Genomic DNA, 26,337 nt, shown 5'->3' with positions numbered 1-26,337 from the left:
CACAAGGGAGCCAAAGGTAAAGGGCAGGCGAGCTATTCCCTGCGCAGCGATCTCAGTTCGTCGTCGCTCAGTTCGCGATATTCGCCCGGCGCGAGCGCCGGATCGAGCTGCAGCGGTCCCATCGAGATCCGCTTGAGGAAGACCACTTTTTTGCCGACCGCTTCGAACATGCGCTTGACCTGGTGGAACTTGCCTTCCATAATCGTCAGCCGGATATCGGCATGCTCTTCGCCTTCGAGTTCGTAGCGGCGTACAATCTCAAGTTCGGCCGGCATCGTCTCGTATCCGTCGTCCAGCGTGACGCCGGCTGCGAAAGCGGCCCCGTCGGCTGCGTCGACCGCGCCGAGCACGACCGCTTCGTACGTCTTGGGCACGTGTTTGCGCGGGGACAGCAGTTCGTGCGCCAGCTGGCCGTCGTTCGTCAGCAGCAGCAGTCCTTCGGTGTCCTTGTCCAGCCGGCCGACCGGAAACGGCTCGAACGCCGCATATTCGGCGTCCAGCAGGTCGATAACGGTGCGGTCGTATTTGTCTTCGGTCGCGGAGACGACATCCTGCGGCTTGTTGAGCAGCACGTAGATGAATTCCCGGTAGCGCACCGCCTGTCCGTCCACTTCGAGCACCGACAGATCGGGATCGATCTGCAGTCCGCTGTCTTTGACCGTAAGGCCGTCCAGCGTAATGCGTCCCTGCTTGGCCAACTTTTTGCTTTCGCTGCGCGTCGCGATGCCCAGATGCGACAATATTTTGTCGATACGCAGTTTTTTGACGCTTTTCTTGCCTGGTTCGTTGTTCATCCGTTCCATCTCCATCCTGCCGGATATTCGTTCTTCAACACGCCGGCGGCCCATTTGCCCCACCCGGCGGAGTACCCGTCGATTGTCACGAGCACATAGCCTTTGGCTTCCGCTCCTGCGGCGCGCTCGATCCGTTCCTGGCCGAACGTGAGCGTCTCGCCTTTGAGGTAGGAGATCGCTTCCGGCTGCGCGGACGACAGCCGCACCGTGCGCGCCGATTCGGCCGGCTTCAGCGCGGCGGCCAGCGCGTGCGACGGCACGAAGCGGCCTCCCGCTTTGACCATGCCGAGCTGGAAGCCGGAACGGCGCACTTTGAGCCCGCGCAGCCGCTCCGGTTCGACCGGGCAGGCGTACGCATAGTCGCCGGAGATCAGCAGCGTGCCGCGCAGCGGCGCGGGAACCTGCTCCGCCAGGAAGTCGAGGCACGCGCGGCGCACGGTCTCTTCGGACGCCTCCTCGCGGATATAGGCGTCCTTCTGTCGGCCGCGAGCCTGGCGCGCGGCCTTGTCTTCGCGGCGCGGCGCAGCGCCGCCGCGGTCGCCCGCGCGGCCCGCCGCTTTGGGGCCGCGGTCTTTGCGCCCGCCGGCCGGTGCCTCGGCGGGCCGTTCTTCGCCGGCCCCGACGAGCGGGCCGGCAGTGCCGGCGGCGCAAGCTCGCGCCGCCTTCTCTCCCGTGTGCTCCAGCACGCACACGAAGTGCCCTTCGCCTTCGGCGAGATGCGGCCAGATGCGCGCCGCCCGCGCCGTCGGCGCGAGCGCTCCCGGCCGCGAGAGCAGCGGCTCTCCGCCTGGAGCCGCTTCATGCAGCAGCGGCGACAGCCCGCCGCCGCTCTCGACCAGCCCGGCCGCCCATTCCGGCCGGCCCGGCGCGAACAGCGGCGAATGCGGCAGCTCGCCGACGGCGAAGTCGGGATGGCGCGCGAGGAACAGCGCGATCATCGCTTCGTTCTCTTCCGGCGAGAACGTGCACGTCGAATAGACGATCCGCCCGCCCGAAGCGAGCATCGAGGCTACCGTGTCCAGAATGTCGCGCTGCATGACGGTGCACACTTCGACCGAATGCTTCTCCCACTGCCGGACCGCGTCCGGGTCTTTGCGGAACATGCCTTCGCCCGAGCACGGCGCGTCGATCAGAATCTTGTCGAAATAAGCGGGAAACTTCTCCGCGATCCGCTCCGGCGTCTCGTTCAGGACGACCGCGTTGCGCACGCCGCTCATTTCGATATTTTTGGCCAACGCTTTGGTGCGCTCGGCGCTGATATCGTTCGTCACAAGTATGCCTTCGCCGCGCAGCTTCGCGGCGATCTGCGTCGATTTGCCGCCCGGAGCGGCGCACAGGTCGAGCACCCGGTCGCCCGGCTCGGGCCGCAGCGCTTCGGCCGGCTCCATGGCGCTCGGCTCCTGAATGTAATACAAGCCGGCGTGATAATACGGATGCTTGCCGGGCCGCTGATTTTCGTCGATATAATACCCGGTCTCGCACCACGGAATCGGCTTGAGCCCGAACGGGCTGGCCGCCAGAAACTCGTCGGCATCGATTTTGAGCGTGTTGACGCGGATGCCCGCATAGCGCGGCCGGTCATAGCTGGCGATAAAAGATTCGTATTCGCTGCCGAGCCAGCGCTGCATGCGCGACTCGAACAGCGGCGGAAGCTGAATGCTCATGGGATACCTCCTGTCTGGGTCTGCCCGCGTACGGGCGCAAAACAGCCCGCCCCGCCGCGCGGCTTGTTCGCCGCGGCCCGGCGGAGCGGGCCTGCTGTCTGAATGGAAAGAAAACGCTTCTGCGCGCGTGCGGCGAAAATTCCGGGGACGAGCCCGGGGACGCCGCCCTATCCGGCGTCTCCGCCGTGCTCCGGCTTCGCTTTGGGGCCGCGCGAGTATCCGGTACGCTGCGGCACGTTCGGCGGAATCCGCTCGGCTGCAAGGCGCACCTGTTCGCGCAGCGACGGATCGACGATTTCGATCTCGATCGGCCGAAACGCGAACGGCTCTTGTTCATGCCGCTCCAGACGTTCCAGATACAGACGCGCGTCGTCGATCAGCCGATCCAGCCGGATGCCGAGCGTATCGCCCGGATAGCCGGACAGCTTGGCCAGAGCGCTGCGCATCATCTTGCGCGCCCCTTCAACCTTGTCGTAACCCGGCGTCACGCTTCCGTTGCGGAAATGGTACAGCGCCACGGCGACCTGAAGCAGCCCGGAGTACAGCGGGTCGCGACCCCGCTCCAGCCACAGCTCTTCGAGCACCTCGTGGCATTCGAAGTAATCGCGGTCCCGGTTGAAATAGATCAGGAACGCGACGTACTTCGGCTCATAAAAAGTCATCTTCCAGATCTTCCTCGTGCTTGGAAGCGATGATCGCTTTGATCTCTTCCAGCATCGCTTTCATGCCTTCGTAATTGCGCTCGGCGAACAGTTCCCCGAACGCGGCCTGGTACGCGATCGCTTCCCCGACCAGATGATAGGAATACAGCCGGTGAATCATCTTGAGCAGCGTCGAGACGATATTCGCGTCGTCTTCGAACAGCTTCTGCGCGTCCAGAATCTCTTCGCGGATGCTGGACATTTCGCTGTCGAGCACGGACGCGGCCTGGGCGGACTTTTGCAGGCGCAGACGCATATCGCCCGGCAGCCCGCCGCGGTATTTGTAGTTGAGCGAGTGCTCGATCGTCGCCCAGAAATTCATGGCGAGCGTCCGAATCTGAATCTCGGCCAACACGATTTTTTGTTCCAGCGCCGTCTGCACGGGATAACGGATAATCATGTGGAAGCTGCGATAGCCGCTTTCCTTGTAATTCGTAATGTAGTCTTTCTCGTACAAGACGGTGAGATCTTTGCGCGCGCGGATATATTCGGCGACCCGGCGGATGTCTTCGACGAACTGGCACATGATGCGGATGCCGGCGATGTCCTCGATGCCTTCTTCCAGGTTGTCCATCGAGACGTCCAGCCGTTCGGCTTTTTCCAAAATGCTCGTGATCCGTTTGACCCGCCCGGTAACGAACTCGATCGGCGCGTATTCTTCACGCTTTTTCAGTTCGGAGCGCATCGTTTTGAACTTGACTTTCAACTCTTCGACCGTCTGTTCGTACGGAAGCAAAAAAGTTTCCCAGTTTCTACCGTCCATGCTATGTGCCTCCTCGTATTCGTGCACCCTTCAGCGGTGGTCGGCACCGACCGCTTGGGAGATATGGGTAAACCCGTCCGTGCGCATCAGGCGCTTGAGGCCCGCATGCAGCTGGCGGTTGACTTCCGGTCCTTTGTAGATCAAAGCGGTGTAGATCTCGACCAGGCTGGCCCCCGCGCGAATCTTGGCATACGCGTCTTCGGCCGTGAAGATGCCGCCGCTGCCGATAATCGGCACGCGTCCTTCCGTGCGCGCGTAGACGCGCCGGACGATCTCGGTCGAACGACCGGTGAGCGGGCGTCCGCTCAGTCCGCCGGCTTCGCTGCGATGGCCGTGTTCGAGCCCTTCGCGCGACAGCGTCGTGTTGGTCGCGATGACGCCGGACACGCCGCTGCGCGAGATGACGTCCACCGTCTCGTCCAGTTGGGCATCGCTCAGGTCGGGCGCGATCTTGACGAAGACCGGCTTGGGCGCCGCGCCGCCGGCTTGGCGTTCAAGTTCCGCCGTGACGGCGGACAGCAGCTTGCGCAGCTCGTCGCCGTGCTGAAGATCGCGCAAATCCGGCGTATTCGGCGAACTGATATTTACGATGAAGAAGTCCGCGTGCGGATATAGAACCCGGATGCAGCGCTCGTAATCGAGCGGGGCTTCTTCGTTGGGGGTCAGCTTGTTTTTGCCGATATTGACGCCGATCGGTACCGGACGGTTCTGGAGCGCGGCGAGGCGGGCCGCCATTTCTTCCGCGCCTTTGTTATTGAAGCCCATCCGGTTGACGAGGGCCTGATCCGGCGGAAGGCGGAACAGCCGAGGCTGTTCGTTGCCCGGCTGGCCGACCGGCGTCACCGTGCCGACCTCGACGAAGCCGAAACCGATCGAAGAAAATCCGGGAACCGCCTCGGCGTTTTTGTCCAGCCCCGCGGCAAGTCCGACCGGCGACGGGAAAGTCAAGCCCGCCACTTCCGATACGAGGGCTTCGTCGCGCCGCACGCCGTACAATTTTCGCAGCAGTGTCAGGCCGCCGGGCGTTCCGGCCGCGTAACCGATACCGTCGATCACGAGATGGTGGGCTTTTTCGGGGTCCATCCGGAAAAATAGCGGTTTGGCAAATCGTTCATACAGCAAGCGGTTCACTCCCATTCTTCTCAGCTAACGTTATTAATTTTACCCGGAAGCCGGTTAAAAGGGAAGCATTCCGGGCTTGTAAAAACCTTTTCCAATCCGGCGCAAAGAGATTTACAATACAAAGTATCCCCTTCCCCGAAAGGAGCCGACGATTATGGCCGCCAAACGCAAGCCTCCCGCCCTTCAGCAGAAAAAGGAAGAGATCAACCGCAAGGCCGCACTCTGGATCGGCGGCAGCCTGGCGCTGTTCGTGATCGCGGTCAGCGTGCTGATCGCTTTGTCGCAGAGCTGAGCCCGATTCCGGGCGTTTCTGCAAAGGGTCCAGGCACGCCTGAACACCCGCTTCCGGGCAAAGCCCGGCTTCGGCTTGCCGCCGGAGCCGGGCTTTTAGTTCAACCATTTATACACTTTCCGGTCGTTCGTCTGATCCTGGCGCTGCTCCGACTTGAACCGCTGCTTCGGCACGACAATCTCTTCCGGCAGCACGTCGTCGGCCAGCGTCACGCGCGTGCCGGCCGGCACCAGATCGAACAGCTCTTCGATATCCGCCTTGTTCATGCGCACGCATCCGTGCGATTCGTCTCCGCCGATGCTGCCCGGCTCGTCCGTGCCGTGAATAGCGTAGTCGGTATCCGACAGCTGCATGCCCCGGCTGCCGAACTCGCCGTCGGACCTGCCGTTCGGATTGACGACCTTGTCGCTGACGACGAACGTCCCCGTCGGCGTCTTGGCGCCGCCGAGGCCCACTTCGTAGCTGCGCAGCAGTACGCTGCCGCTGACGACGGCGAGGCGGTGCCGGCTCCGGTCGACGACGATCTCAAGCGGTTCGCTCAAATAAGGCGCGCCGCCGAGCGTCGTCGGCGAGACGGGACGTCCCGACCCGGAAGCGATCGGCTTCGCCGCCTGTCCGTAAGCTTCGCGCTTCAGCGACGCAGCCAGTGCCGGGAACGAGCGGCGCATGACCGGCGTGGAGCCGGACAGCACATTATCCGGAAACGGCCGGTTCAGCTCGGCCATCTGCTTCGGAATGCCTTCGCCGCCGGCCCGGTAGCTGCCGATCGCGCTGGCAAGCGCCGCGAGGCTTTCCTGTTCGCGCATCCACGCCCGGGCCGCTTTGCGCTGCTTGCCGGTCAGCTTCGCTTCGCAGTCGCACGTCTTCGGGTCGTAGCTGCGCAGCACGCTCTCGCCCGCCGCTTCGCCGGCTTCGACTTCCGCCGCAATCGGCAGGCCTTCCCGCCACATGAGCCATTTGCCCTGCCGCTCCATGCCGAGCACGGAAGCTTTGACGTCGCGGCCGTCCTGCAGGTAACCGGCGGCCGCCGCCGCGATCGAAGACGGTTCGTCCGCTTCCGCGGCCGTAAATACTTCGGTCGGCGGCTCGGACGAAACTTCGATCTCGGCGGACAGGCGCGGCGCGCTGATGCCCGGCGCCTCCGCGTAACGGAAGCCGATCAGCAGCAGCAGGGCGGCAGCCAGCAGCCAAGCACGGCGTTTGGAACGGCTTTTCTCGCGGCGCTGCGCGGCTTCGTGCAATTTCTGTTCGTATTCGGCCAAAATGTCTTCGGGCACGTGGGCGTGCTCGTAGGCTTCGTACACTTCCTGCGCCCGGTTAAAGCAGTAGTTCGCTTTGCCCGGCTGCCCGTCGGCTTCATATTCCTTGCCCAGCAAATACCAGGCCATCTTGTTGTCGGGATGTTCGCGCACATACCTTTTCAGATGGGGAAAGCGCTTCATGAATCTTCGCTCCTTTGCCGGAAAATGCGCCGTGCAGAACGTTTTCGTAAAAAAAGCGCCTCCCGCCTGGTTGTTCAGGAGAGAGACGCTTTTTCCCGGATCCGTCCTGTATTCGGGACTTGCGAGTCGAATCAGCCTTCCTTGTTAAACGGTTCGTCCGCGATGATGATGGAATCGGTCGGGCAGCCGTCGCAGGCGTCGATCATGTCTTCGTGCATGTCTTCCGGAATCGCTTTGACCCCGTGGTTGGCGTCGCCGTCGAAGATGACTTCCGCCAGGCCTTCGTCGTCGTAATCGTAAATATCCGGAGCGGTCGCGCCGCACGCGCCGCAGGCGATGCAGGTATCTTTGTCAACCCAGGTGTACTTGCTCATCGGTATTCCCTCCTGATTGTCTTTTTATACTTTCTATCGGCTGGGCCGATTCTCTTGTCAAGAAGCACATTCTCGTAAGAGTCTTCATCCCTCTAACTATAATATAAACTTTTTTTGATTTCAATGATCCTTACGCTTCATTTTCAATCCTTTTCCGGATCGTTTTCCGCGTTTGCATTCCGTTCCCCGTGAAAAGAAATGCCCGGCGTCCGTCCCGCTTTCATCCGCTTCGTGCCGTCTTCTTCCAGCATACCGGCGATCATCAGCGCGTCTTCGCCGAATTTGTCGCGCATTTTGTCCATGATTTCGGTCAGCTTCTCCCGCTTGGGCTGCCGTTCGTAATCGAACAGATCGAGCTGGATCGCGGCTTCGCTTTTGTCGGTCAGCCCCTGCGCGGCTACCCCGAGCAGGCGGACCGGCTTCCCGTCGCTCCAATGCTTGAGGTACAGCGCTTTGGCTTCGCGGTAAATGTCGTCCGCCGCTTCCGTCGGCGTCGCGAGCGTGCGCGAGCGGGTGATCGTCTTCATCTCGGGCGTGCGGATGGTGATCTGCACCGTGCTCGCCAGCAGATGCTGCTTGCGCATGCGCCGCGCCACCTGATCGCTCAGATTGAGAATGACCCGCAGCGCTTCCTGCGCTTCGGTCACGTCGCAGGGCAGCGTGGTCGTATGCCCTACCGACTTGCTCGGCTCGGGCACGGACTGGACCTCGGCGTAATCCTGTCCGTTCGCCGCGCGCTTCATCCAGATGCCGAATACGCCGAACGACGCCTGCAGCCGTTTCTCGTCCGTGGCGGCCAGCTCCCCGATCGTGCGGATGCCGAGCCGGTTCAGCTTCTCCGCCGTTTTGGCGCCGACGCCGAACAGTTCGCCGCACGGCCGTCCCCATAGCGTATGGGCAAGGTCGCGGATACGCAGCACGGAGATGCCGTTCGGCTTTTTCATATCCGAAGCCATCTTCGCCAGCAGCTTGTTGGGCGCTACCCCGATCGAACACGGCAGCGACAGCTCCCGCCCGATGCGCTCCATGATTCTCTCCGCGATCTCCAGCGGCGTGCCAAACTGCTTCGAGCCGGTGATGTCCATATAACATTCGTCGATGGAAGTCGCTTCGATCAGGGGCGTATAGCTGTACAGTATTTCGCGAAAAGCCCGGGAGTAGGCGCGGTACAACCGGAAATCCGGCTTGATCAGAATGAGCGACGGGCACAGCTTGAGCGCCTGGTGCACCGTCATGCCGGTGCGCACGCCGCGGCGGCGGGCGGGATAGGAACTCGTGACGACGATGCCGCGCCGCTTCTCGCTGTCTCCGGCGACCGCCGTCATCTTGCCGCCGTACAGCTCGGGATGTTCCGCTTCGTGCACCGAACAGTAGAAGGCATTCATGTCCACATGCAAAATGACCCGCCCTTTGGCCGGGTAATACCGCTCGACGTTTTCGTTCACTTTCGTTCCTCCTCTCCCTGCCGACCCGCAGGCAAACGTTTGTTTCCTTATTTTAACGCAAAATTGTTAACCTGCCCACTATACCGGTTTAACGCGTTCATGCTATAATCGACAATTAATACGGACGGAAGGGAGCAGTTCCATGACACGGTCCATCACCATTTTCGATACGACGCTCAGAGACGGCACGCAGGGGGAAGGCATCAGTCTGTCGGCGGACGACAAGTTGAAGATCGCCGTCAAGCTGGACGAGCTCGGCGTACATTATATCGAGGGAGGCAATCCCGGAAGCAACGGCAAAGATATCGAATTTTTCCGCCGCGTCCGCGAACTCGGCCTCACAGCGAAGATTACCGCGTTCGGCAGCACCCGGCGCAAAGGCGGGTCCGCCGACACGGACGAGAACTTGCAGCGGATCGCGGAATCCGGCGCCCAGGCGGCGACGCTTGTCGGCAAGTCGTGGGACTTCCACGTGCATACCGCGCTGCAGACCACGCTCGAAGAAAATCTGGCGATGATCGACGATTCGATCCGCTACTTGAAGCGCCGGGGACTCGAAGTTATTTTCGACGCGGAACATTTCTTCGACGGCTGCAAGCACAATCCCGATTACGCCCGTTCCGTGCTGAAGACCGCTGATGAAGCGGGCGCGGACTGGCTCGTGCTGTGCGACACGAACGGCGGCACGCTGCCGCAGGAGATCGGCAGCCTCGTCGCCGCCCTCGTCGCCGAGATGCCGCAGGCCAGGTTCGGTATCCATACGCATAACGACTGCGAGCTGGCCGTGGCCAATTCGCTCAGCGCCGTCGCCGCGGGCGCGCTTCAGGTGCAGGGCACGATCAACGGCTACGGCGAACGCTGCGGCAACGCCAATCTGTGTTCGGTCATCCCGAACCTGCAGCTCAAGTTCGGGTTCCACTGTCTGCCGGACGACAAGCTGGCGCACCTCTCTTCGACCGCCCGGTATGTCAGCGAGATCGCCAACGTCCATATGCCGGCCGGCCAGCCCTACGTCGGCAGCGCCGCCTTCGCGCACAAAGGCGGCATCCACGTCTCGGCGATTCTGCGCGATTCGCGTACGTACGAGCATATCGCGCCGGAACTCGTCGGCAACAAACAGCGGGTGCTCGTCTCCGAACTTGCCGGCCAGAGCAACCTGGTGTCCAAAGCGCAGGAACTCGGCATCGAACTCGATCCCAAAAGTCCGCAGGCCGCGGACACGATCGGCCGCATCAAGGACCTCGAACACCGCGGCTACCAATTCGAAGGCGCCGACGCTTCGCTCGAACTGCTGCTGCGCGAAGCGGGCGGCGAAGTGCGGGAACTGTTCGTGTTCGAATCGTTCAAAATGCTCGTCGAAAAATCCGCGGGCAAACCGGTCGTCTCCGAAGCGTTCGTCAAACTGCGCGTCGGCGGCGAAAGCCTCTATACGGCAGGCGAAGGCAACGGCCCGGTCAACGCGCTCGACAACGCGCTGCGCAAGGCGCTGCTGCAGTATTATCCGCAGCTGACGGACATGCATCTGAGCGATTACAAAGTCCGCGTGCTCGACGACCAAGAAGCGACCGCTTCCAAAGTCCGCGTGCTGATCGAATCGCGCGACGCCGCCAACGCCTGGAGCACGGTCGGCGTCTCCGGCAACGTGATCGAAGCGAGCTGGGAAGCGCTCGTCGACAGTATGCGGTATGCGCTGCTCGGCCAGGAACCGGCCGCAGCCGCAGCGGCTGCCGAACCGCGCCCGGGTCTGCTCAATCATTAACCGGTAAACGACCCGTAAACAAAAAAATGACTTCCCGCCGCAGCGGAAAGCCCAGTATGAGAGGGGTAAACATGGGTAGCAGCCTTCGAGGGGAGCGGAGATCCGCTCCCGGTGCAAAGTCTGCGGGGTAAAGCGCGGCGGGCGGCATGGAAGCCGGCATGGGACTCCGGTATCCATCGTAGCGCCAGGCCCGCCGCACCGTGCCGGCGGCCGCGTTCAAGGTTCGACCCATCGCGCCGCCGGCCCGGGCGAAGCTTTATAATACCATTGCCCGATACGCAAGCGCGCTGCCTCCTTCGACGGATGCGGCGCGCTTTGCTTTGCCCAAAATCATGTATGGCTGAGACGCGCATAGAGGTCGCCGAGCGTCGAGATTTGATTGTCCCGCACCCGGTTCATATAACCGCCCCATAATTTCGCCGTCATCAGCGAATCACCCAGTGCATGATGGCGTTCCTTAATCTCGATGCCTTCTTCTTCCAGCAGCTCGTCGAGTCCGTACCCGGGACGGGACGGATTCAACAGTCTCGCGATCATCATCGTATCGATGACGCGATGGTTCAGATGCGCTTTCGACGTTTTCCACAGCGCCGTATTGAGAAACGCTTTGTCGTGCGCGCTGGCATGGGCAACGAGTACGGAATGCCCGATAAACGTCATAAAATCGTGCAGCGCTTCGATCAGCGAAGGCGCTTTTTCCACCATCTCGCCCGTAATGCCCGTCAAATCGGTAATATGCGGAGGAATGTCCATCCTCGGATTGACGAGCGTGTAGAACGTCTCGTTCTCCAGCACCCGGTCGCCTTTCATCTTGACGGCTCCGAACGACAAAATCTCGTCGCCCTTCTGGCAGTTGAAGCCCGTCGTCTCCAGATCGAACACGACGGTCTCAAGTTCCGCCAGCGGGGTAATCAACGCTTCGGGTCTGCGCTGTTCCCGGCTGAGCGAACGGATAAACGCCATCTGATGGGCGCTTTGTCCCCCGAATACCGAGGCTACCGCGGAAGGAACCCCTCCGCTGCGCAGCATGTTCCAGAAGCCGCTTCTCGACCCAGCCGGTTCCTTCATGCGCGTCTCCTTTCCGCGAATCTGAGCTGACGCTGAAGCACGCGGTGCAGCTTGCGTACCAGAATCAGCCCGTCCCGCAGTTCGTAGAACCGTTCCTTTTTCTTCAATTCTTCGTTCGACAGGTATCCGCTGCTGTGCAGCAGCCCTCCGTCGTCCGACGCGTCCGTCAGGCTGCGCAGGCGCAGCGCCGTCAGGAACGCTTCGTAGGCCGGTTCGAGCAGCGGCAGCGAAGCCGCTTCGAACTGGATCAGCCGCTGCAGCCTGCGCAGCGTCGACGATTCTTCGACGTCGTGCTGAATAGCGAGAAAGCGCGCGGCATTGACAAGCGGAATGTACATGCCGTATTTGACGTCAAAATCGCCGGCGTGGTCGCCGAAGCGTTCGGTCATGACCTGACCGAGCACATTGAGCGTCTTTTTGTGCCGCACCGTGTTGCGTAAAATGGCGGCATGCAGTTCCGTGTTGCCGCGCAGCCCGTCATGGAAGCTTCGCAGCCAATGTTCGGCCAGCGCCGCGTCGCCCGCGATCAGCCGAAAATCGGACGCGATGATCAAATACCGCACCGGTTCCCAGCTCAGATCGCTGCGCCAGGCGTGCAGTTGGGCCGACCATTCGGACGACGTGCGGCGCCACCTGCGCTCCGAACACATCACTTTGCCTTCGCATTTCTCGTATCCGGCCGTCTCCAAAATATCGGTGAGGCGGCGGCCGAACTGCTCGAAATACGTTTCTTTGCCTTCGTGCTCGGCGTCCGACAAAATCAAGCCGTTGTCCTGGTCGCTCCACAGCGTCTGTTCCCGTCTGCCCGCGCTGCCGAAAACGACGAACGCATAAGAGACGGGAGGCGGACCGAAGCCCGCCTCCCCCATCTCCCGCTCGCATAATTCGACCGCATGCCGCATGAGCCGGTCGTGCATCTCGTTGATCGCCTCGTTCCAGGCGAGGATATCCCCGCCGATCTCTTCCCGTGCCTGCATCAAGCTGCGCTGCATGGCGATCCGGGCTGCACGAAGCGCTTCGGGGGAACCGATCTGCGATAAATCTTCGACTGCCCGTTGTGCGTATTCCGTGTACGAATCGGTACGTTTCACCGGATCCCCCCTTTCTGCGCTTGCATGCCGATCAGGCTTTGGCCGGATTGCGCTTGACGCCCGATTCCGGGTTGGTCGGACCGTTGAAAGTCGTGTCGCCCGCCATTTTCATCTGTTCCGGATATCCGTAGTTGCCATGTTCGCTAATATCCAGACCCATCATTTCTTCTTCTTCCGTTACGCGGATTCCCATCGTCACTTTCATGATGTAGAAGATGATGAACGTAACGCCTGCCACGAAGGCCAGTGTGCCGACAACGCCCAGCGCCTGAACGCCCAGCTGATGCAGGCCGCCGCCGTAGAACAGACCCGCTTGTCCCAGACCTTTGTCGGTGGACAGGGAAGGCATGGCGAAGAATCCTGTGCAGAGCGCGCCCCAGATACCGGCTACGCCGTGTACCGAGAAAGCGAAGACGGGATCGTCGACGCCCGCTTTTTCAAACCACTGCGCCGTGAAGAACGTCAGCACGCCTGCGACCAGGCCGATAACGACCGCCGCCCACGGAGCGACAAACGCACAGGAACCGGTGATGGCCACGAGTGCGGCCAGTACGCCGTTGATCATGCTCGGAATGTCCGCTTTGCCGAAGACGACCCACGAGATCAGCAGAGCCGCTACGCCGCCTGCCGCCGCCGCGATATTCGTCGTCAGGGCGACGTAAGCGAAGAATCCGTCCATGACCGACAGGGCGCTGCCCGGGTTGAAGCCGAACCAGCCGACCCACAAGATGATGACGCCGAGTACCGACAGAACCTGGTTATGTCCGAGAATGCTGTTCGGTTTGCCGTCTTTGCCGTATTTGCCCAGACGCGGCTTGAGCATGATCGTCGCGACCAGTGCCGCCGTAGCGCCTGTCAGATGGACGACCGTCGAGCCGGCGAAATCCTGCATGCCCATCGAACCGAGCCAGCCGCCGCCCCATACCCAGTGCGCGATAACCGGATAGATAATAATCGTGAAGAGTGCGCCGAATACGATGTAGACGCTCAGCTTGGCGCGTTCCGCCAGACCGCCGCCGGCGATCGCAAGCGAGACGCCCGCAAAAGCGAGGTGGAACAGGAACATCAGCGACACCGGAAGACCGAAGCCGTTGACCGAGTCGAAGGATGCGGATTGTTCGTCGCCTCCGAAGAAGAAGCCTTCGAAGCCGAAGAATCCGTTGCCGTTGCCGAAGCCGAAAGCGAATCCGAATGCCCAGAACGCCACGCTTGCGACGCCGAAGGACAGGATGGTCTTGCCCGCCACGTGGCCGGCGTTCTTCATGCGGACCGAACCGGCTTCAAGCAGCGCGAATCCCGCCTGCATGAAGATGACGAGCACCGCCGCGATAAACACGAATACCATGTTCACGCCGTTCGTCAACGCTTCGCCGTCTACCGCTTCCGCCGCAGACGCGCTTACCGGAAAAGCCGACACTGCCGCCAGGGCTCCAAGAGCCAACCACCACTTCTTTTTCAAATTCCCCACACCCTCTTCATGTAATTTTATCTAACATTATGTGAAACTCTTGTTGTCATTATAAACCGCGGCAAGAAAGCTGACAAGTGTATTTTTAGAAAAAAAACGGATTTATTTCAGCCTTTTTTTCAACGTAAAAGATCTACCTGCGTTAATGCGGCAAAGTAGGCGTTTTCATGCAAACCATAACGTTTGACTGTATGCTTTGGATTGGATATAATTGAATTTGTCAAGACTTTCTTTTTATATCTGCTTACTTTATTACGGTTTAGGAAAGGGTGAGTCAGCGATGGGGATATGAAGTTATTCCGGATCGGCGAACTGGCCAAAGCCGCGGGCACCAGCGAGCGTACCATCGACTATTACACCAAATTGGGCTTGATCTGTCCCCAGGACCGGTCGATGACCAATTACCGATTGTACGGACCTGAAACTTTGCTTCGGCTGACGCGTATTCATGAGTTGAAGAACGAGAAGTTTACATTAGAAGAAATTCGGGAGAAGCTCGACAAGTGGAGCCAAGCGACCGAGGACGATCGGGTATCCGAAAAGTTGACCCTGCTCGAAAGCCATCTGGCTCAAGTCGAAAAGGAATTGAAGGAATTGCAGCCGATGCTGCAGGATCTCGATCCGGCTCAGGCCCGCAAAACGTTTTCTCAACTTGTTCCCCAGGGCATCGCTTGTATGGAAGCCATCAAGCTTCTCCTCGGACAAAATCCAATGATGTAAGGTTTTCACTACAAATGGAGGGAAACGCTTATGGGTTTTAACAGTTTTATGTACATGTTGATCATTCCCGCTTTCATCTTGACGATCTGGGCCCAGTTCCGGGTCAAAAGCACGTACAAAAAATGGCGCGAGGTTCCGGTACACAGCGGTATCACCGGTTACGAAGCCGCTCGCCACATGCTCGATACGAACGGCCTGCAGGAAGTTCAGATCGTGCCCGTGCCGGGCATGCTGTCCGACCATTACAATCCGGTCAACCGAACGGTCGCGCTGTCCGAAGACGTCTACTACGGCAACAGCATCTCGTCCGTATCGGTCGCCTGCCACGAGATCGGCCACGCTATCCAGCATAAGGAGTCGTATCCGATGCTGTCGCTGCGCCACCGGATCTTCCCGGTCGTCAACTTCGCGTCGGGCGTCGCGCCGTTCCTTATTCTGGGCGGCTTCCTGTTCGATTACACGAACCTGATCGGATTCGGCATTTTGTTCTTCGCCGTTACGGTCGTGTTCCAGCTGATTACGCTGCCGGTCGAATTCAACGCCAGCAACCGGGCGCGCGAAGTGATGGTATCGGAAGGCTACATCACGAACGAGGAAGAACGCGGAGTCGGCAAAGTGTTGAACGCCGCCGCGCTGACCTACGTGGCCGCCGCCCTGATCTCGCTGCTCGAACTGATCCGTCTCGTCGGCATTTTCAACAACCGCAACTGATTCATGGATTGAAGGGGTCCCGTTTTATCGAGGCAAGACCAAAAACCGGCGCCGGTGCCTACCCGCGCCGGTTTTTTTTGCGTGACTTTGCGTTTCTTTGCGTTTCTTTGCGTTTCTTTGACCGTATACCGAAATCGGATTCGCCGAAACCGCCTCAAGCCCCATGTCCAAAAGACCGGTATTCGCCGCCGGTGGAAGAGAATGGCTGGCTAATTATCTTGTTTTTATGGTACTATACACCTACTTTGATATTGCAGAAAATCGCAGCTTTCGCATACAAAAGGAGAAGCTTTGTGAGCCTATCAGTGTGGTCTGATCTCTTCCTGTTCGCCCTGTTGTCCGTCTTGCTCGTCTACATCTTTTTTGCGGTTCGGATCACGAACCTGCACAAAGTGTATTTCGTGTTCCACTTCTTCATGATGCTGTGGCCGCTCTGCCAATTCGCTACCCATATCGTGCAGGAACCCCGGGTCCAACTGCTCTACGTGACGCTTTCCTTCGCCGCCTGTTCGCTGCTGGCAAGCGGTTGGCTGCTGTTCACCCTTTTCCTGACCGGCAGCGAAAAGCGGCTGAGTTCCAAATCCGTCGTCTTGATGTTCGTACCCGCGGTCTTCTCCGCCCTACTCGCGATCTTCAATCCGCTGCATCTGTTTACCAGCCCGAAGACCGACAATTACGTGGACCGTTCCTACGGGCCGCTGTTCTGGCTCGTCATGGCCGTCATCATTGGCTATTTGTTAACCTCCCTGTTCGTTCTGCTGCGTTCCCTGCGATCGCCTTCCTCTTCCGTCAGCCTCAAAAAACAGATCCGCATCGTGCTGTGGGGAGGATTCGTTCTGGCCTCTTTTGCGGCGCTCGACATTTTGCTTAACGTGGGATTGCGATCTTTTCTGCCGATCATTCCGGGCCTTACTTCGCTCGGTATTTTCATCGCGGACTTATTTTTCGTCTTCGTCATTACCCGGTACAAAGTGTTCGACCTGGTCACGATCGCGCACGAAGACATCCTTAACACGATTCCGCATGGGATTCTCGTACTGGACGATCAGGAAGAAGTCGTCGAAGCCAATCGGGCGCTGAGCCTGTTTCTCGGTATCGAGGTCGGCGAACGGTTCGATATCGACGCTTTCTTGTCTTCGGTTGATGTCGTCGGAGACAGGCGCCATTTTCTCGAACCGTACAAGCGCAAAGAGCGGGATTTGTTCCAGATCGAATTGTCTTCCGGCAGCGGAGTGCGCTTCCTGCTTCAAGCTTCCCCGATCTTCGACGCCGCCCAGCTGCCGATCGGCCATATCCTGACGTTCCAGGACGTGTCCAAAGAGCGCCAGCTTGTGCAGGAGTTGAATCGCAAAAACGACGTGCTGCACGAACGCAATCTGTCGCTCGACCGCACGCGCCAGGAGCTGTCCAAAGCGAATCTCCGGCTTGAGGAAATGGCGCTCACCGACAGTCTCACCCGCTGCTACAACCGGCATTATTTGACGCAGCGGCTGACCCGGGAGATGACCGCCAACGTGGAGCAGCGCATTCCGTTCTCGTTCATCCTGTTCGATATCGACTTTTTCAAAACGATCAACGACCGGTACGGCCACGTCGCCGGCGACGAAGTGCTGTACCGGACCGCCCGCATCGTGCAGCAGTCTATTCGCAGCACCGACGTGCTGGCCCGCTACGGCGGCGAAGAATTTATTCTGTACCTGCCGTGCACCGATCGCAAAATGGCGCAAAAAATCGCCGAACAAGTGCGGGACGCCGTGGAGAAAAACGAGGTGACCCTGGAGCCGACCCAAGAGCGTGTCAGCGTCACGGTCAGTCTGGGCGTATTGTCGATCGAAGACTTCGAACACGAACAGGTGCCGGACAATCTGGAAGAATATTTGACGCATTTGTTCGCGGAAGTCGACAAACCTTTGTATCAGGCGAAAAAAAACGGCCGCAACCGGATCGAACTGTCCGACACGCGCCGAATTTCCGGATAACTCCATATTCATGCTCTCTCCGAACACCCAGACGCGGCAGCCGCGGTCGACACTTTCGACCCCGGCTGCCGCTTTTTGCTTTGCTCCTGTTCAACATGGGACTTGACAGTCTCACTTCTGGGTTATATGGTTTGTTACATAAGTAATTAACCTATCCCATCCCGGCCGCCGGCGGTTCGGACCCAAAGGAGATTATCCATGTTCGCTTTTCCCTTATCCAGGCTTTCCGTTCCCGTCCTTCGCAGCATGCTGACCGGCCTGATCCTCTGCCTGCTGCTGACGGCATTCGCGCCTTCGTCATCCGCGGCGCAGGCGCAGGTCAACGCCGGCGGCGCCGCGACGCCTTCGGGCATCGCTTTCTCGGACCTTGAAGCTTACGTCGACCGTTTCGTCGAACCTTATATCGGCCAATCGACGGCTGCCGCTTCGATCGCCGTCGTGCAGGACGGACAGATCGTCCTGTCCAAAGCTTACGGGTACGCCGATATCGAACATCGGACCGCCGCCGATCCGCAAACGGTGTTCGAACTCGGCTCGATCAGCAAACTGTTCGTCTGGACGTCGGTCATGCAGCTGGTCGAAGCGGGCCGGCTCGATTTGCAGGCGGATATCCGTACATATCTGCCGCCGGGATTTTTGAAAAGACTGGCGTACGAACAACCGATTACGCTGCTGCATCTTATGAACCATACGGCCGGCTTCGAGCAGTACATGTTCGATATGGCCTACGATTCGCCCGAGCCGGTACGCACGCTCGAAGAGGGTCTGCGGCTGGCCGAACCGGCGCAAATTTACCGGCCCGGCGAACATGTCGCCTATTCGAATTACGGCAACTCGCTGGCCGCGTATATCGTGGAACGGACCGCCGGCGAACCTTACGACCAATATGTGGACGAACATATTTTGGCGCCGCTTCATATGAAGCAGACCGCAATCTCTTCCGTTTTGCAAAATCGCCCGGATCTGCTGCAGCGCAAAGCGTCCGGTTACCTCAGCGCGGAGAATGGGAACGTCGTCCGCGGCGCCTGGAATTACATGTCCATGTATCCGAACGGAGGCGCCAACGGCACGGCCGAAGAACTCGCGCGCTTCGCTATGGCGTTCATGCCGGAATCGGGCCAGGCGTCGCCCCTGTTCCGCCAGTCTTCGACACTGCCGGACATGCTGAGCCGCTCGCACGGCGAAGATCCGTATATGCCCGGTATCGCTCACGGCTTCTGGGAATATCCCGGCGCTTACCGCACGCTCGGGCACGGCGGCAATACGATCGCGTTCTCCAGCAGCCTGCAGATCGTGCCGGAAAAACGCTTCGCGGTGATCGTCCTGACAAATCAGGCAAGCGAAGCCCATCTGGTGCACGGGCTCACGCAGGCGCTGCTCGGCGACCCGGCGATCCCGCCGTCAAACGAGGTGCTGCCCGATTCTTCTCGGCTCGCCGGCAGCTTCGTCGCGGCACGCCGCGCCGAAAAAGGATTCATGGGCGTCTATCCGTATTTGTCGCTGATGCGCGTCTCTTCGTCAGCTCCGAATACGCTGACCGTGAAGCTGGTCGGCTTCGAGAGCGAATATCGGCAGATCCGCCCGGATCTGTATCAACGCGTAAGCGGCGATGCCGCGCTCGGAGCGTGGCCGCTGCTGCAGTTTACGACGGAGCAGGGCAAGGTGCAGCAGATTTCGCTCTATACGACCGATTACCTGCCGCTGCCTGCGGGCCGCTCGATGCCGCTGCTGATCGCCGAAGCAGCCGCTGCCGTCATCGCCCTGCTGTTCTTTCTGATCGTCCCGCCGCTTCAGCTTGCCTTGGCCAAGTTCGGCCGAACGCGCCGCGCGCACCCTCTGCCGCCGCTGCTGCGCAGGTCGATGCTCGCCTTCTCATTCAGCGGCACGCTGCTCGCAGCCAACAACGTGCTGCTCGCTTTGCGCATGCTGAGCGAGAACGAACGCCCTTACCGCGACGTCCTCCCGCAGTTGATCCTGAACCCGGTCTTCGCCGCCGTCGGCCTGATCGCGCTGCTTCTCACCTTGTTCACCCTGCGCCGTCGTCCGCATCTGACCCGGACCGAGCGTATCTTCCTGATTGTCTCCGCCGTACTCTGGCTGATCCTGATCGCGCTGCTGACCGTGTGGCAGTTCTACTATTAAGCTCGTTTACGCAAAAAGCCGCTTCCCAAGGGAAAGCGGCTTTTGATCTATTCCATCAACCTTCATAGATCCTGTCTCTTGAATCTCTTAAATCCCTTAACTCTTTTAAATCTCTTACTCCCCACCCCTGCGCGCGTGCGTCGCAGCAGCGGAGCGCCGTAAGGATGGCGGAGAAGCGGAGCGCTCGCATTTGCAAATTCTTTTCCACCTTTAAATTTATAATCGAAGAAAATCATTTGCAACGGCGATCGAAGCCACCTTACGGCGCGCAGCGCCTCCCCGCACCCGCCTCCGCACCCGCCTCCGCACCCGCCTCCGCACTCACACCCTTATTCGCCGATTTTTTTCCCGAATGGAAGCCGCATCAGCAGCCCGTACAGGAAGAACCCGGCGATCGCGCCGCCGAAATGCGCCCAAATGTTCACGTTCGGCGTAGCGAAGCTGAGCAGCAGGCCCATGACGAGCAGGATGTACACGGTCTGGCGCGACGCTTTGTCCATCTTCTGACGCTGGAACAGCGCCATGTACAGAAACGCTCCGTATCCGCCGTAGATCGCGCCGGACGCGCCGACGGAGATGAAGTATTCGCCGGCCCGGTTGTACGCGCCCATGCTGATCAGGTTGGCGATGATGCCGCTGGCGAGATACAGCAACGCGTAACGGACATGGCCGAGCAGTCGCTCAAGCGGCGGCAGGAACACGAGAATCGCAAAACAGTTGAACAGCAAATGTTCGAATCCGCCGTGCAGGAACACCGAAGACAGATAACGCCACGGCGAGTCGACGTCGGCCACTCCGGGCACGCCCGCCACGTTCGACAAAGCGCCGTATTGGAGCAGCACGACGCCGGAAGCGTCCCGGCTGTAAGCCCCGTTCACCGCAAGAACGATAAACATCACGACGTTGACCAACACCAGCAGCGCCGTGATCGGATAAAATTTCAGATACTGGTTCCATTTTTCGTACCGCACAAAAATCATGATTTTCCCCTTTTCCGCTATTCTCTTTTTTGCAAACGATCTCTACCGAATATTATAATGAAACGGGACGGGAAAATCCAAATTCCCGCTGCTGTACGAGAATACGAGGAGGTACTACGATTATGACCCAACAAAGAACCGGCGTAGCCACGTTCAAAGGAAACCCGATTACGCTGATCGGCCCCGAACTCAAAGTCGGCGACGCCGCTCCGGACTTCAAGCTGAACCGCAACCTGCTGGAAGAAGCGACGCTGCAGGATTTTGCCGGCAAAGTGAAACTGATCAGCGTCGTCCCTTCGCTCGATACGGGCACGTGCGACGCGCAGACGCGGCGCTTTAACACGGAAGCGGCCGACCTCGGCGAACACGTCGTCATCTTGACGGTCAGCGTCGATCTGCCGTTCGCCCAAGCCCGCTGGTGCGGCGCGGCCGGCGTCGATCAGGTCGTCACGCTGTCCGACTACAAAGCGCGTTCGTTCGGCGAAGCGTACGGCGTCCTGATCGACGAACTGCAGCTCGATATGCGCGCCATTTTCGTCCTCGACGAAAACGACCGGATCGCTTACGTCGAATACCTCGGCGAAATGAGCGAACACCCGAACTACGAGCAGGCGATCGCCGCCGTCAAAGCGCTGCGCTAAGCCCTTTTTGGAGCACGGAACATAAAAAAACGCACCCGCTCGCGGAGATCCGCGCAGCGGGTGCGCTTACATAAAGCCGAAAACCGCTTCAGCTCGTCGTTTTGTAAGCGGCCAATTTTTTGTCAAGAATGGCGAACAGGCTCAAAATGTTGCGGTAATTGGCGCCCAGGTCGCCGAAAGATCCGCGCGATGCCGAATAAATATCGACGGCGCTCTTCACGGGACTGACAGCCAGCACCGAAACGGTAATGTCCATCGTGCGTCCGAACTTCGTGCGTTTCTCCAACGTAATCTCGCCTACGCCGGCCACTTCGTGCAGCACCTTATAGCCAGGAATCTTTTTCAGCGTCGAACTGACTTCTTCCCACGCTTTATCTCTGGAAAGGCTGTAATATCTCGTTTTCATATTAGGGTCGGTCGCGCGGTCGCTCGTACCTTCCTGACTGCGAATGATGCCGACCAATGTACGTTTGAACGACAAGATCTTTCCTCCTTTAACGTTGCCCATCTTTCTACTCCTAGTGTAGCATTGTTCGATTCAGAACAAAAGAAAAACAAGGCAAAAACGTCCCTGCTTCCGGAAAACTTCCGGTGCAAGGACGTTATATCCCTCTCGGGCATACGGGCCTGTCAGCCGCTGCAAGCGACCGACGCCGTTCATGGACATAAAGGGATCCCGCTCTGCCGTCCGATCACATTGCCTCGAACCTGCTATCGCAGGTGGGTGACCGCAAAACGGGCTTTGAAGTCCCCATGTCATATAGACAGGGCGTTTCATCGCGGCGTTCAATATAGGTCTCCCGAGACTTATTCATTGGTTCAAAACAACGAAAAACCGAAACGGGCATCGCAGGATGTAGAGTTATTATAGCGCTTGCGGCCGATCTTGTAAACTCTACCGGTTCTTTTTGTTCAGAAAAGATCCCTTTTCTTTTTTCTCTTTGCCGAGCTCGATCAGTTCCGTTTCCCCGTCGGCGTTTTGCGCTTCTTCGCGCTTCTTGGCCTGCTCCTGCATTTTGATAAACGTGGCGTAGAAGTTGAAGAAAGCGAACCACGACAGCACGCTTCCCGCCGCGATGACATACAGCACCGGCATCTGCCAGCAGATGTAGATGATCGCGATCGCGCCGATCAATGTGGAGAAGACGCGGAACGGACGCAGCAGCGTCAGCAGAATCGCGTTCTTGAGAATGCCGCCGATCTTCATATGGTAGTGGGTCACCATCGAGAAGAAGTTGAACAGCGAGACGAACAGCAGAATCATCAGGATCAGCATCAAAATGCCGAACAGCTGCATGTTGCGGAACTGGACCATGTAGACGGTAATGTCCACGTACATGACGACGAACAGGATCGTGTAGAAAATGCCGCCTACCAGACTCTGCTTATAATTCTCTTTGTATCCCCGGAAAAAAGTGCGAATGATCTTGACGTCCGGCTCGCCCATGACCCATTTGCGCGCCACCGTGAACATGGCCGCCGTCGCCGGGAAAAATGTAACCGGTGCCAGAATCCCGAGCACCCAGTTGAGCGTCAACGCTTCGTTGACGAACTGCGGATCGATCGCAAGACGCATATACAAAATAAACAAGAACGGCGCCGAACACAGCACCCAAAGCAGATTCGTTCCCGAGATGCGCATAATCCACTCGGTCAGGCGGTAGATCCCCCCGGTAAGCCCCCTAAATTCCAACAGGTATTCCTCCTCGAAAAATCGCGTCATCGTCCATTGAATGCAAGGAAGCATCCCTCATGTCGATTGATAGTTCAATTATACCGATTCCCTTGTGCAAAAACCACCCTTTACGAAAACGCGATCGAAACGTTTGCCTGCCTTCTCCCCTTCCGCGCGCAAAAAAAAGAACGGCGCATGGATGCGCCGTTCCCTGACGAACGAGAGTAAAGCCGATCCGCTGGCCGACCCGGATACCGGGCCGATTGCGGTCGAATCATTCGTTCTTAGTTATCGAAATCTCGTTTTGGGCTTGGACGGTCGCTTTGGCCCTGGTACGAAGGTTTGCTGCTGCTGCTGTTGCGTCCCTGGTAGCCGCCTTCTTTCGAACCTTTGTAACCGCCGCCGCCGCTGCTGCTGCGTCCTTGGTAACCGCCTGTACGGCCGCCGCTGCTGCTGCCGCCTTTATAGCCACCGCCGCCGCTGCCTTTGTAACCGCCGCCGCTGCGCGCGCCGCCGTAGCTGCCCGAAGGCTTGCGACGTTTTGCGCGAACCGGATCTTCCGGAGTCAATTCGATCTTCGAATCTTTTTTCTCCCCGGTCATCAGCTTCATTGCTGCCGACAGCAGGTTAACGGAGTCGTACTGCTCCAGCATTTGGATCGCGATCGCTTTGTATTCGTTCAGTTCGCCGTCCTGTACCACTTCGAGCAGGCGCTCGGCCAGGATGCGTTGTTTGCCTTCGATCGCTTCGCTCATGGTCGGGAGCGGTTTGCGAGCGATTTTGTGGCGCGTAACGCGCTCGATGAAGTTCAGGTGATCCAGCTCGCGAGGCGTTACGAACGACCACGCTTTGCCTTCTTTGCCTGCACGGCCCGTACGGCCGATCCGGTGAACGTAGCTTTCCGGATCCTGCGGAAGGTCGAAGTTGATGACGTGCGTGACGCCCGATACGTCGAGGCCGCGTGCCGCAACGTCGGTCGCTACGAGCACTTCGATGCTGCCGTCGCGGAATTTGCGCATAACCGCGTCGCGCTGGTTCTGCGACAAGTCGCCGTGGAGACCGTCAGCCGAATAGCCGCGCTTTTGCAGCGCTTCTGCCAGCTCGTCGACCCGGCGCTTCGTGCGTCCGAACAGGATCGCAAGTTCCGGCGATTCCATGTCGATCAGGCGAGTCAGTGCTTCGAACTTTTGACGTTCCGGCACTTCGATGTAAGCCTGCTCGATCAGCGGGATACTAAGCTGCTTCGGAATGACCGATACGTGCTGCGGGTTTCTCAGGAACTGCTCGGCCAGGCGCTTGATGTTGGCCGGCATCGTTGCCGAGAACAGCAGCGTTTGACGCTCTTCCGGAACGAGCTTCAGGATGGACTGAATGTCTTCCATGAAGCCCATGTCCAGCATTTCGTCCGCTTCGTCCAATATAACCGTGTGAACGTCGTCGAGCTTGATCGTTTTGCGGTTGATATGGTCAAGCAGACGTCCCGGCGTACCGATGATGATCTGCGGCTTTCTTTTGAGAGCGCGGATCTGGCGCACGATGTCTTGTCCGCCGTAGATGGCGAGGGAACGAAGTCCCTTGAAGCGTGCGAGCTTCTCGATTTCGTCGGCAACCTGAATCGCGAGTTCGCGGGTAGGTGCCATGATCAGAGCCGAGATCTTCTCTTCTTCGCGAGCGATCTTGCTGATCATCGGAATGCCGAATGCCGCCGTCTTGCCTGTACCGGTCTGCGCCTGTCCGATCATGTCGCTTCCGCTCAGGGCGATTGGAATCGCCTGCGACTGGATCGGTGTCGCTTCTTCAAAGCCCATTTCCGTAATTGCCTGTAATACCTTTGGTTCCAAATCGAAGTCTGCAAAATTTGCCAATAGATTCATGCTCCTTTTATTAGGGGCGAACTGCCACTTTATCTGTGGACAAGCCGCTTCTGGATTCTGTATTCTTAAGTAGCCGCAACCGATCGATAACCGAAGGGTTCCTCATATGCTGTTAACGCCAAGTTCTCTGTACCACAACACTTGGCCAAGGGAGGAGCTTCTTCAAAGCCGAAGCCGAAAAGCCGAAGCTTTATTATATACCGTTTAACCTTTTACTCGCGCTTCTTCCGCTCTGCCTGTAACGGTTATTACGGAAACGAGAAAGTTCTACTCAAGAACATCTAAATCATTATAACATAAGCGACTATCAAAAAGCCAGTAAACCTTTCAAAGGATTGTCACATTTTTTCACGGTTTTCATTTATAATAGGTTTTTTCATACTGTTTTTCAGGAGTGGTGGTTTTGTTTATTCGCATGGGTCATATTTTCACGATCGTGATCGGCGCCCTGCTGATCTCGGCCGGCTTCAACCTGTTCCTCATTCCGCATCAGCTGCTCAGCGGCGGCGTATCGGGATTGTCGATGCTGACGGGCTACTTTACGCCGATCAGCATCGGCGTGCTCTACTTCGTCTACAACATCCCGATGCTGGTCGCCGGCTGGTTCCTGCTCGGGCGGCGCTTTATCCTGCTCAGCATCGTGTCCGTTGCGGCGGTCACGATCATGGTCGCGCTCATTCCCGAGAAAATGGTCGCCAACGATCCGATCCTCTCTTCGGTATTCGGCGGCGTGCTGGTCGGCATCGGAGCGGGCATCTCGTTCCGCGTGGGCGGCTCAAGCGGCGGCTTCGACATTCTCGGCTCGATCGTTACCCGCTACCGGGACTTTCCGGTCGGCAACATCCTCGTCGCGCTGAACGGCCTCGTCATCCTGCTGATGGGCTATCTGCAAAACGACTGGAATCTGGCGCTGCTGTCGATGGTCTCTATCTATATCACCGGCAAAGTGGTCGACATGATCCATATCAGCCATATCAAAGTGACGCTGTTCATCATTACGGACGATACGGAAGCGCTGCTTGAGCGGCTGCTTCAGATCGAACGCGGCGTAACCCGGATTCAGGCCGAAGGCGCTTTTTCCCATACGAAAAAGGATATGCTGATGACGGTGACGACGATGTACGAACTGGCGGAGCTCAAGCGCGTCATTAAGGAAGCGGACCCGCGGGCGTTCGTCAATATCGTGGAGACGGTAGGCGTCATGGGCTCGTTCCGAAAGCGCTCCGTGTGACACTGGTTCGGTTCTCACGGCGGTCCTATCCGCAAAACCGAACGCTGCGGCTGCGGTGAAGTCCGTTCCGGTCGCTCGTTGAAATCGGGAAGCCGGATCTGAATAGGCGAGGAAGCTTCCCGATTTCAAAGGCGAACGCTTTCGCTCCTACACTGGACTTCACCTGCGCCGCTTCGTTTTTTCGTCAGAATCCGCATGTGCACCCAAAAGCGTCCCTCGCGGGCGCTTTCTTTTTTGGGGTAGGGGAAAGTGCGGGAAGGACCGTTTCGCGAATCGGAATTCGATGTGATATAATGAACGCGTACCGTATCCGGAATTCCCCGGAATCTCGGTTTTGCAAGGCTCTCGCTTCAGCTTCATAGATAGCGCATGGCTGCTTTTCTAAGGTATTCGAGTCAGAC

At 58.7% G+C, this 26,337-nt stretch carries 23 protein-coding genes and 1 other RNA gene; 8 read left to right on the top strand and 16 right to left on the bottom strand.

All coding sequences use genetic code 11. The features are described 5' to 3' along the window. Nucleotides 1-32: 32 nt before the first annotated feature. The 5 genes from FFV09_RS18710 to FFV09_RS18690 all read right to left on the bottom strand — a co-directional run bounded on the left by FFV09_RS18710 (nt 33) and on the right by FFV09_RS18690 (nt 5,044). Nucleotides 33-794: a pseudouridine synthase gene (locus tag FFV09_RS18710; RefSeq protein WP_141449234.1), complete on the bottom strand. Its 762-nt coding sequence runs from the start codon at nt 792-794 to the stop codon at nt 33-35. Then, nucleotides 791-2,458, bottom strand: a complete 1,668-nt coding sequence (locus FFV09_RS18705; RefSeq protein ID WP_141449233.1) for an RsmB/NOP family class I SAM-dependent RNA methyltransferase — start codon at nt 2,456-2,458, stop codon at nt 791-793. Before FFV09_RS18705 ends, FFV09_RS18710 begins: the two co-directional genes overlap by 4 nt. 167 nt (nt 2,459-2,625) lie before the next feature. Beyond that, nucleotides 2,626-3,120 (bottom strand): DUF309 domain-containing protein, encoded by a 495-nt coding sequence (locus FFV09_RS18700; RefSeq protein WP_141449232.1) that lies wholly within the window; start codon nt 3,118-3,120, stop codon nt 2,626-2,628. Further along, complete coding sequence (gene yjbM, locus FFV09_RS18695) at nt 3,107-3,922, bottom strand: GTP diphosphokinase (protein ID WP_141449231.1); 816 nt, start codon at nt 3,920-3,922, stop codon at nt 3,107-3,109. Before yjbM ends, FFV09_RS18700 begins: the two co-directional genes overlap by 14 nt. 30 nt (nt 3,923-3,952) lie before the next feature. Further along, nucleotides 3,953-5,044: a quinone-dependent dihydroorotate dehydrogenase gene (locus tag FFV09_RS18690; RefSeq protein WP_141449230.1), complete on the bottom strand. Its 1,092-nt coding sequence runs from the start codon at nt 5,042-5,044 to the stop codon at nt 3,953-3,955. Nucleotides 5,045-5,198: 154 nt separating this feature from the next. On the opposite strand from FFV09_RS18690, the gene FFV09_RS23870 reads away from it, so the two are divergent. Further along, the gene (locus FFV09_RS23870) at nt 5,199-5,336 is read left to right on the top strand and encodes a hypothetical protein (protein WP_170315077.1); all 138 of its coding nucleotides are present in this window, start codon (nt 5,199-5,201) and stop codon (nt 5,334-5,336) included. Between the two features lie 95 nt (nt 5,337-5,431). Here the strand turns inward: FFV09_RS23870 and FFV09_RS18685 are convergent, their stop codons facing one another. From FFV09_RS18685 to FFV09_RS18675, 3 genes are all read right to left on the bottom strand, one after another. Next, nucleotides 5,432-6,778, bottom strand: coding sequence for a L,D-transpeptidase (locus tag FFV09_RS18685; protein WP_141449229.1), 1,347 nt, complete (start codon nt 6,776-6,778; stop codon nt 5,432-5,434). 131 nt (nt 6,779-6,909) lie between these two features. Next, nucleotides 6,910-7,152: a ferredoxin gene (locus FFV09_RS18680; protein WP_141449228.1), complete on the bottom strand. Its 243-nt coding sequence runs from the start codon at nt 7,150-7,152 to the stop codon at nt 6,910-6,912. Nucleotides 7,153-7,295: 143 nt separating this feature from the next. Then, nucleotides 7,296-8,537 carry a DNA polymerase IV gene (locus tag FFV09_RS18675; protein ID WP_425472330.1) on the bottom strand — a complete coding sequence of 414 codons (1,242 nt, stop codon included), beginning with the start codon at nt 8,535-8,537 and terminating at the stop codon, nt 7,296-7,298. 202 nt (nt 8,538-8,739) lie between these two features. Between FFV09_RS18675 and cimA the strand changes: the two genes are divergently transcribed. After that, nucleotides 8,740-10,356, top strand: a complete 1,617-nt coding sequence (cimA, locus tag FFV09_RS18670; RefSeq protein WP_141449226.1) for a citramalate synthase — start codon at nt 8,740-8,742, stop codon at nt 10,354-10,356. Between the two features lie 330 nt (nt 10,357-10,686). Here the strand turns inward: cimA and FFV09_RS18665 are convergent, their stop codons facing one another. Genes FFV09_RS18665 through FFV09_RS18655 form a run of 3 tightly spaced genes read right to left on the bottom strand, consistent with a single transcriptional unit; the run spans nt 10,687 to nt 13,974 of the window. Beyond that, entirely contained in the window at nt 10,687-11,424 is a 738-nt protein-coding gene (locus FFV09_RS18665; RefSeq protein ID WP_141449225.1) for an exonuclease domain-containing protein, read from the bottom strand. After that, nucleotides 11,421-12,515 carry a DUF294 nucleotidyltransferase-like domain-containing protein gene (locus tag FFV09_RS18660; RefSeq protein WP_425472209.1) on the bottom strand — a complete coding sequence of 365 codons (1,095 nt, stop codon included), beginning with the start codon at nt 12,513-12,515 and terminating at the stop codon, nt 11,421-11,423. Before FFV09_RS18660 ends, FFV09_RS18665 begins: the two co-directional genes overlap by 4 nt. Before the next feature lie 31 nt (nt 12,516-12,546). After that, entirely contained in the window at nt 12,547-13,974 is a 1,428-nt protein-coding gene (locus FFV09_RS18655) for an ammonium transporter (protein ID WP_141449224.1), read from the bottom strand. A 297-nt stretch (nt 13,975-14,271) separates the two neighbouring features. Here FFV09_RS18655 and FFV09_RS18650 point away from each other — a divergent pair, with 297 nt between their 5' ends. From FFV09_RS18650 to FFV09_RS18635, 4 genes are all read left to right on the top strand, one after another. Next, nucleotides 14,272-14,703: a MerR family transcriptional regulator gene (locus FFV09_RS18650; RefSeq protein WP_141449223.1), complete on the top strand. Its 432-nt coding sequence runs from the start codon at nt 14,272-14,274 to the stop codon at nt 14,701-14,703. 30 nt (nt 14,704-14,733) lie between these two features. Further along, a complete protein-coding gene (locus FFV09_RS18645) occupies nt 14,734-15,414 on the top strand; it encodes a zinc metallopeptidase (protein ID WP_141449222.1) in 681 nt (226 codons plus the stop codon). Between the two features lie 293 nt (nt 15,415-15,707). Beyond that, nucleotides 15,708-17,393: a histidine kinase N-terminal 7TM domain-containing diguanylate cyclase gene (locus FFV09_RS18640; RefSeq protein WP_170315076.1), complete on the top strand. Its 1,686-nt coding sequence runs from the start codon at nt 15,708-15,710 to the stop codon at nt 17,391-17,393. Nucleotides 17,394-17,591: 198 nt separating this feature from the next. Next, nucleotides 17,592-19,535, top strand: coding sequence for a serine hydrolase domain-containing protein (locus FFV09_RS18635; RefSeq protein ID WP_141449221.1), 1,944 nt, complete (start codon nt 17,592-17,594; stop codon nt 19,533-19,535). 329 nt (nt 19,536-19,864) lie between these two features. Here the strand turns inward: FFV09_RS18635 and FFV09_RS18630 are convergent, their stop codons facing one another. Next, nucleotides 19,865-20,515 carry a rhomboid family intramembrane serine protease gene (locus tag FFV09_RS18630; RefSeq protein WP_141449220.1) on the bottom strand — a complete coding sequence of 217 codons (651 nt, stop codon included), beginning with the start codon at nt 20,513-20,515 and terminating at the stop codon, nt 19,865-19,867. Nucleotides 20,516-20,637: 122 nt separating this feature from the next. Between FFV09_RS18630 and tpx the strand changes: the two genes are divergently transcribed. Continuing rightward, nucleotides 20,638-21,156 carry a thiol peroxidase gene (gene tpx / locus FFV09_RS18625; RefSeq protein WP_141449219.1) on the top strand — a complete coding sequence of 173 codons (519 nt, stop codon included), beginning with the start codon at nt 20,638-20,640 and terminating at the stop codon, nt 21,154-21,156. Nucleotides 21,157-21,244: 88 nt separating this feature from the next. Here the strand turns inward: tpx and FFV09_RS18620 are convergent, their stop codons facing one another. From FFV09_RS18620 to cshA, 4 genes are all read right to left on the bottom strand, one after another. Beyond that, entirely contained in the window at nt 21,245-21,637 is a 393-nt protein-coding gene (locus FFV09_RS18620; protein ID WP_141450537.1) for a DUF1499 domain-containing protein, read from the bottom strand. A gap of 188 nt (nt 21,638-21,825) precedes the next feature. Continuing rightward, nucleotides 21,826-22,015: non-coding RNA, 6S RNA (gene ssrS, locus FFV09_RS18615), on the bottom strand. A gap of 36 nt (nt 22,016-22,051) precedes the next feature. Further along, complete coding sequence (locus FFV09_RS18610; RefSeq protein WP_141449218.1) at nt 22,052-22,849, bottom strand: YesL family protein; 798 nt, start codon at nt 22,847-22,849, stop codon at nt 22,052-22,054. Nucleotides 22,850-23,115: 266 nt separating this feature from the next. Next, nucleotides 23,116-24,696, bottom strand: coding sequence for a degradosome RNA helicase CshA (gene cshA, locus FFV09_RS18605; protein ID WP_141449217.1), 1,581 nt, complete (start codon nt 24,694-24,696; stop codon nt 23,116-23,118). A gap of 424 nt (nt 24,697-25,120) precedes the next feature. On the opposite strand from cshA, the gene FFV09_RS18600 reads away from it, so the two are divergent. Continuing rightward, complete coding sequence (locus FFV09_RS18600) at nt 25,121-25,936, top strand: YitT family protein (protein WP_141450536.1); 816 nt, start codon at nt 25,121-25,123, stop codon at nt 25,934-25,936. Nucleotides 25,937-26,337: the final 401 nt, after the last annotated feature.

It is taken from the genome of Saccharibacillus brassicae (genome assembly GCF_006542275.1).
GTDB lineage: Bacteria > Bacillota > Bacilli > Paenibacillales > Paenibacillaceae > Saccharibacillus > Saccharibacillus brassicae.
Note: the sequence above shows the minus strand (reverse complement) of the source record. Positions and strands in the feature narration are given on the sequence as shown.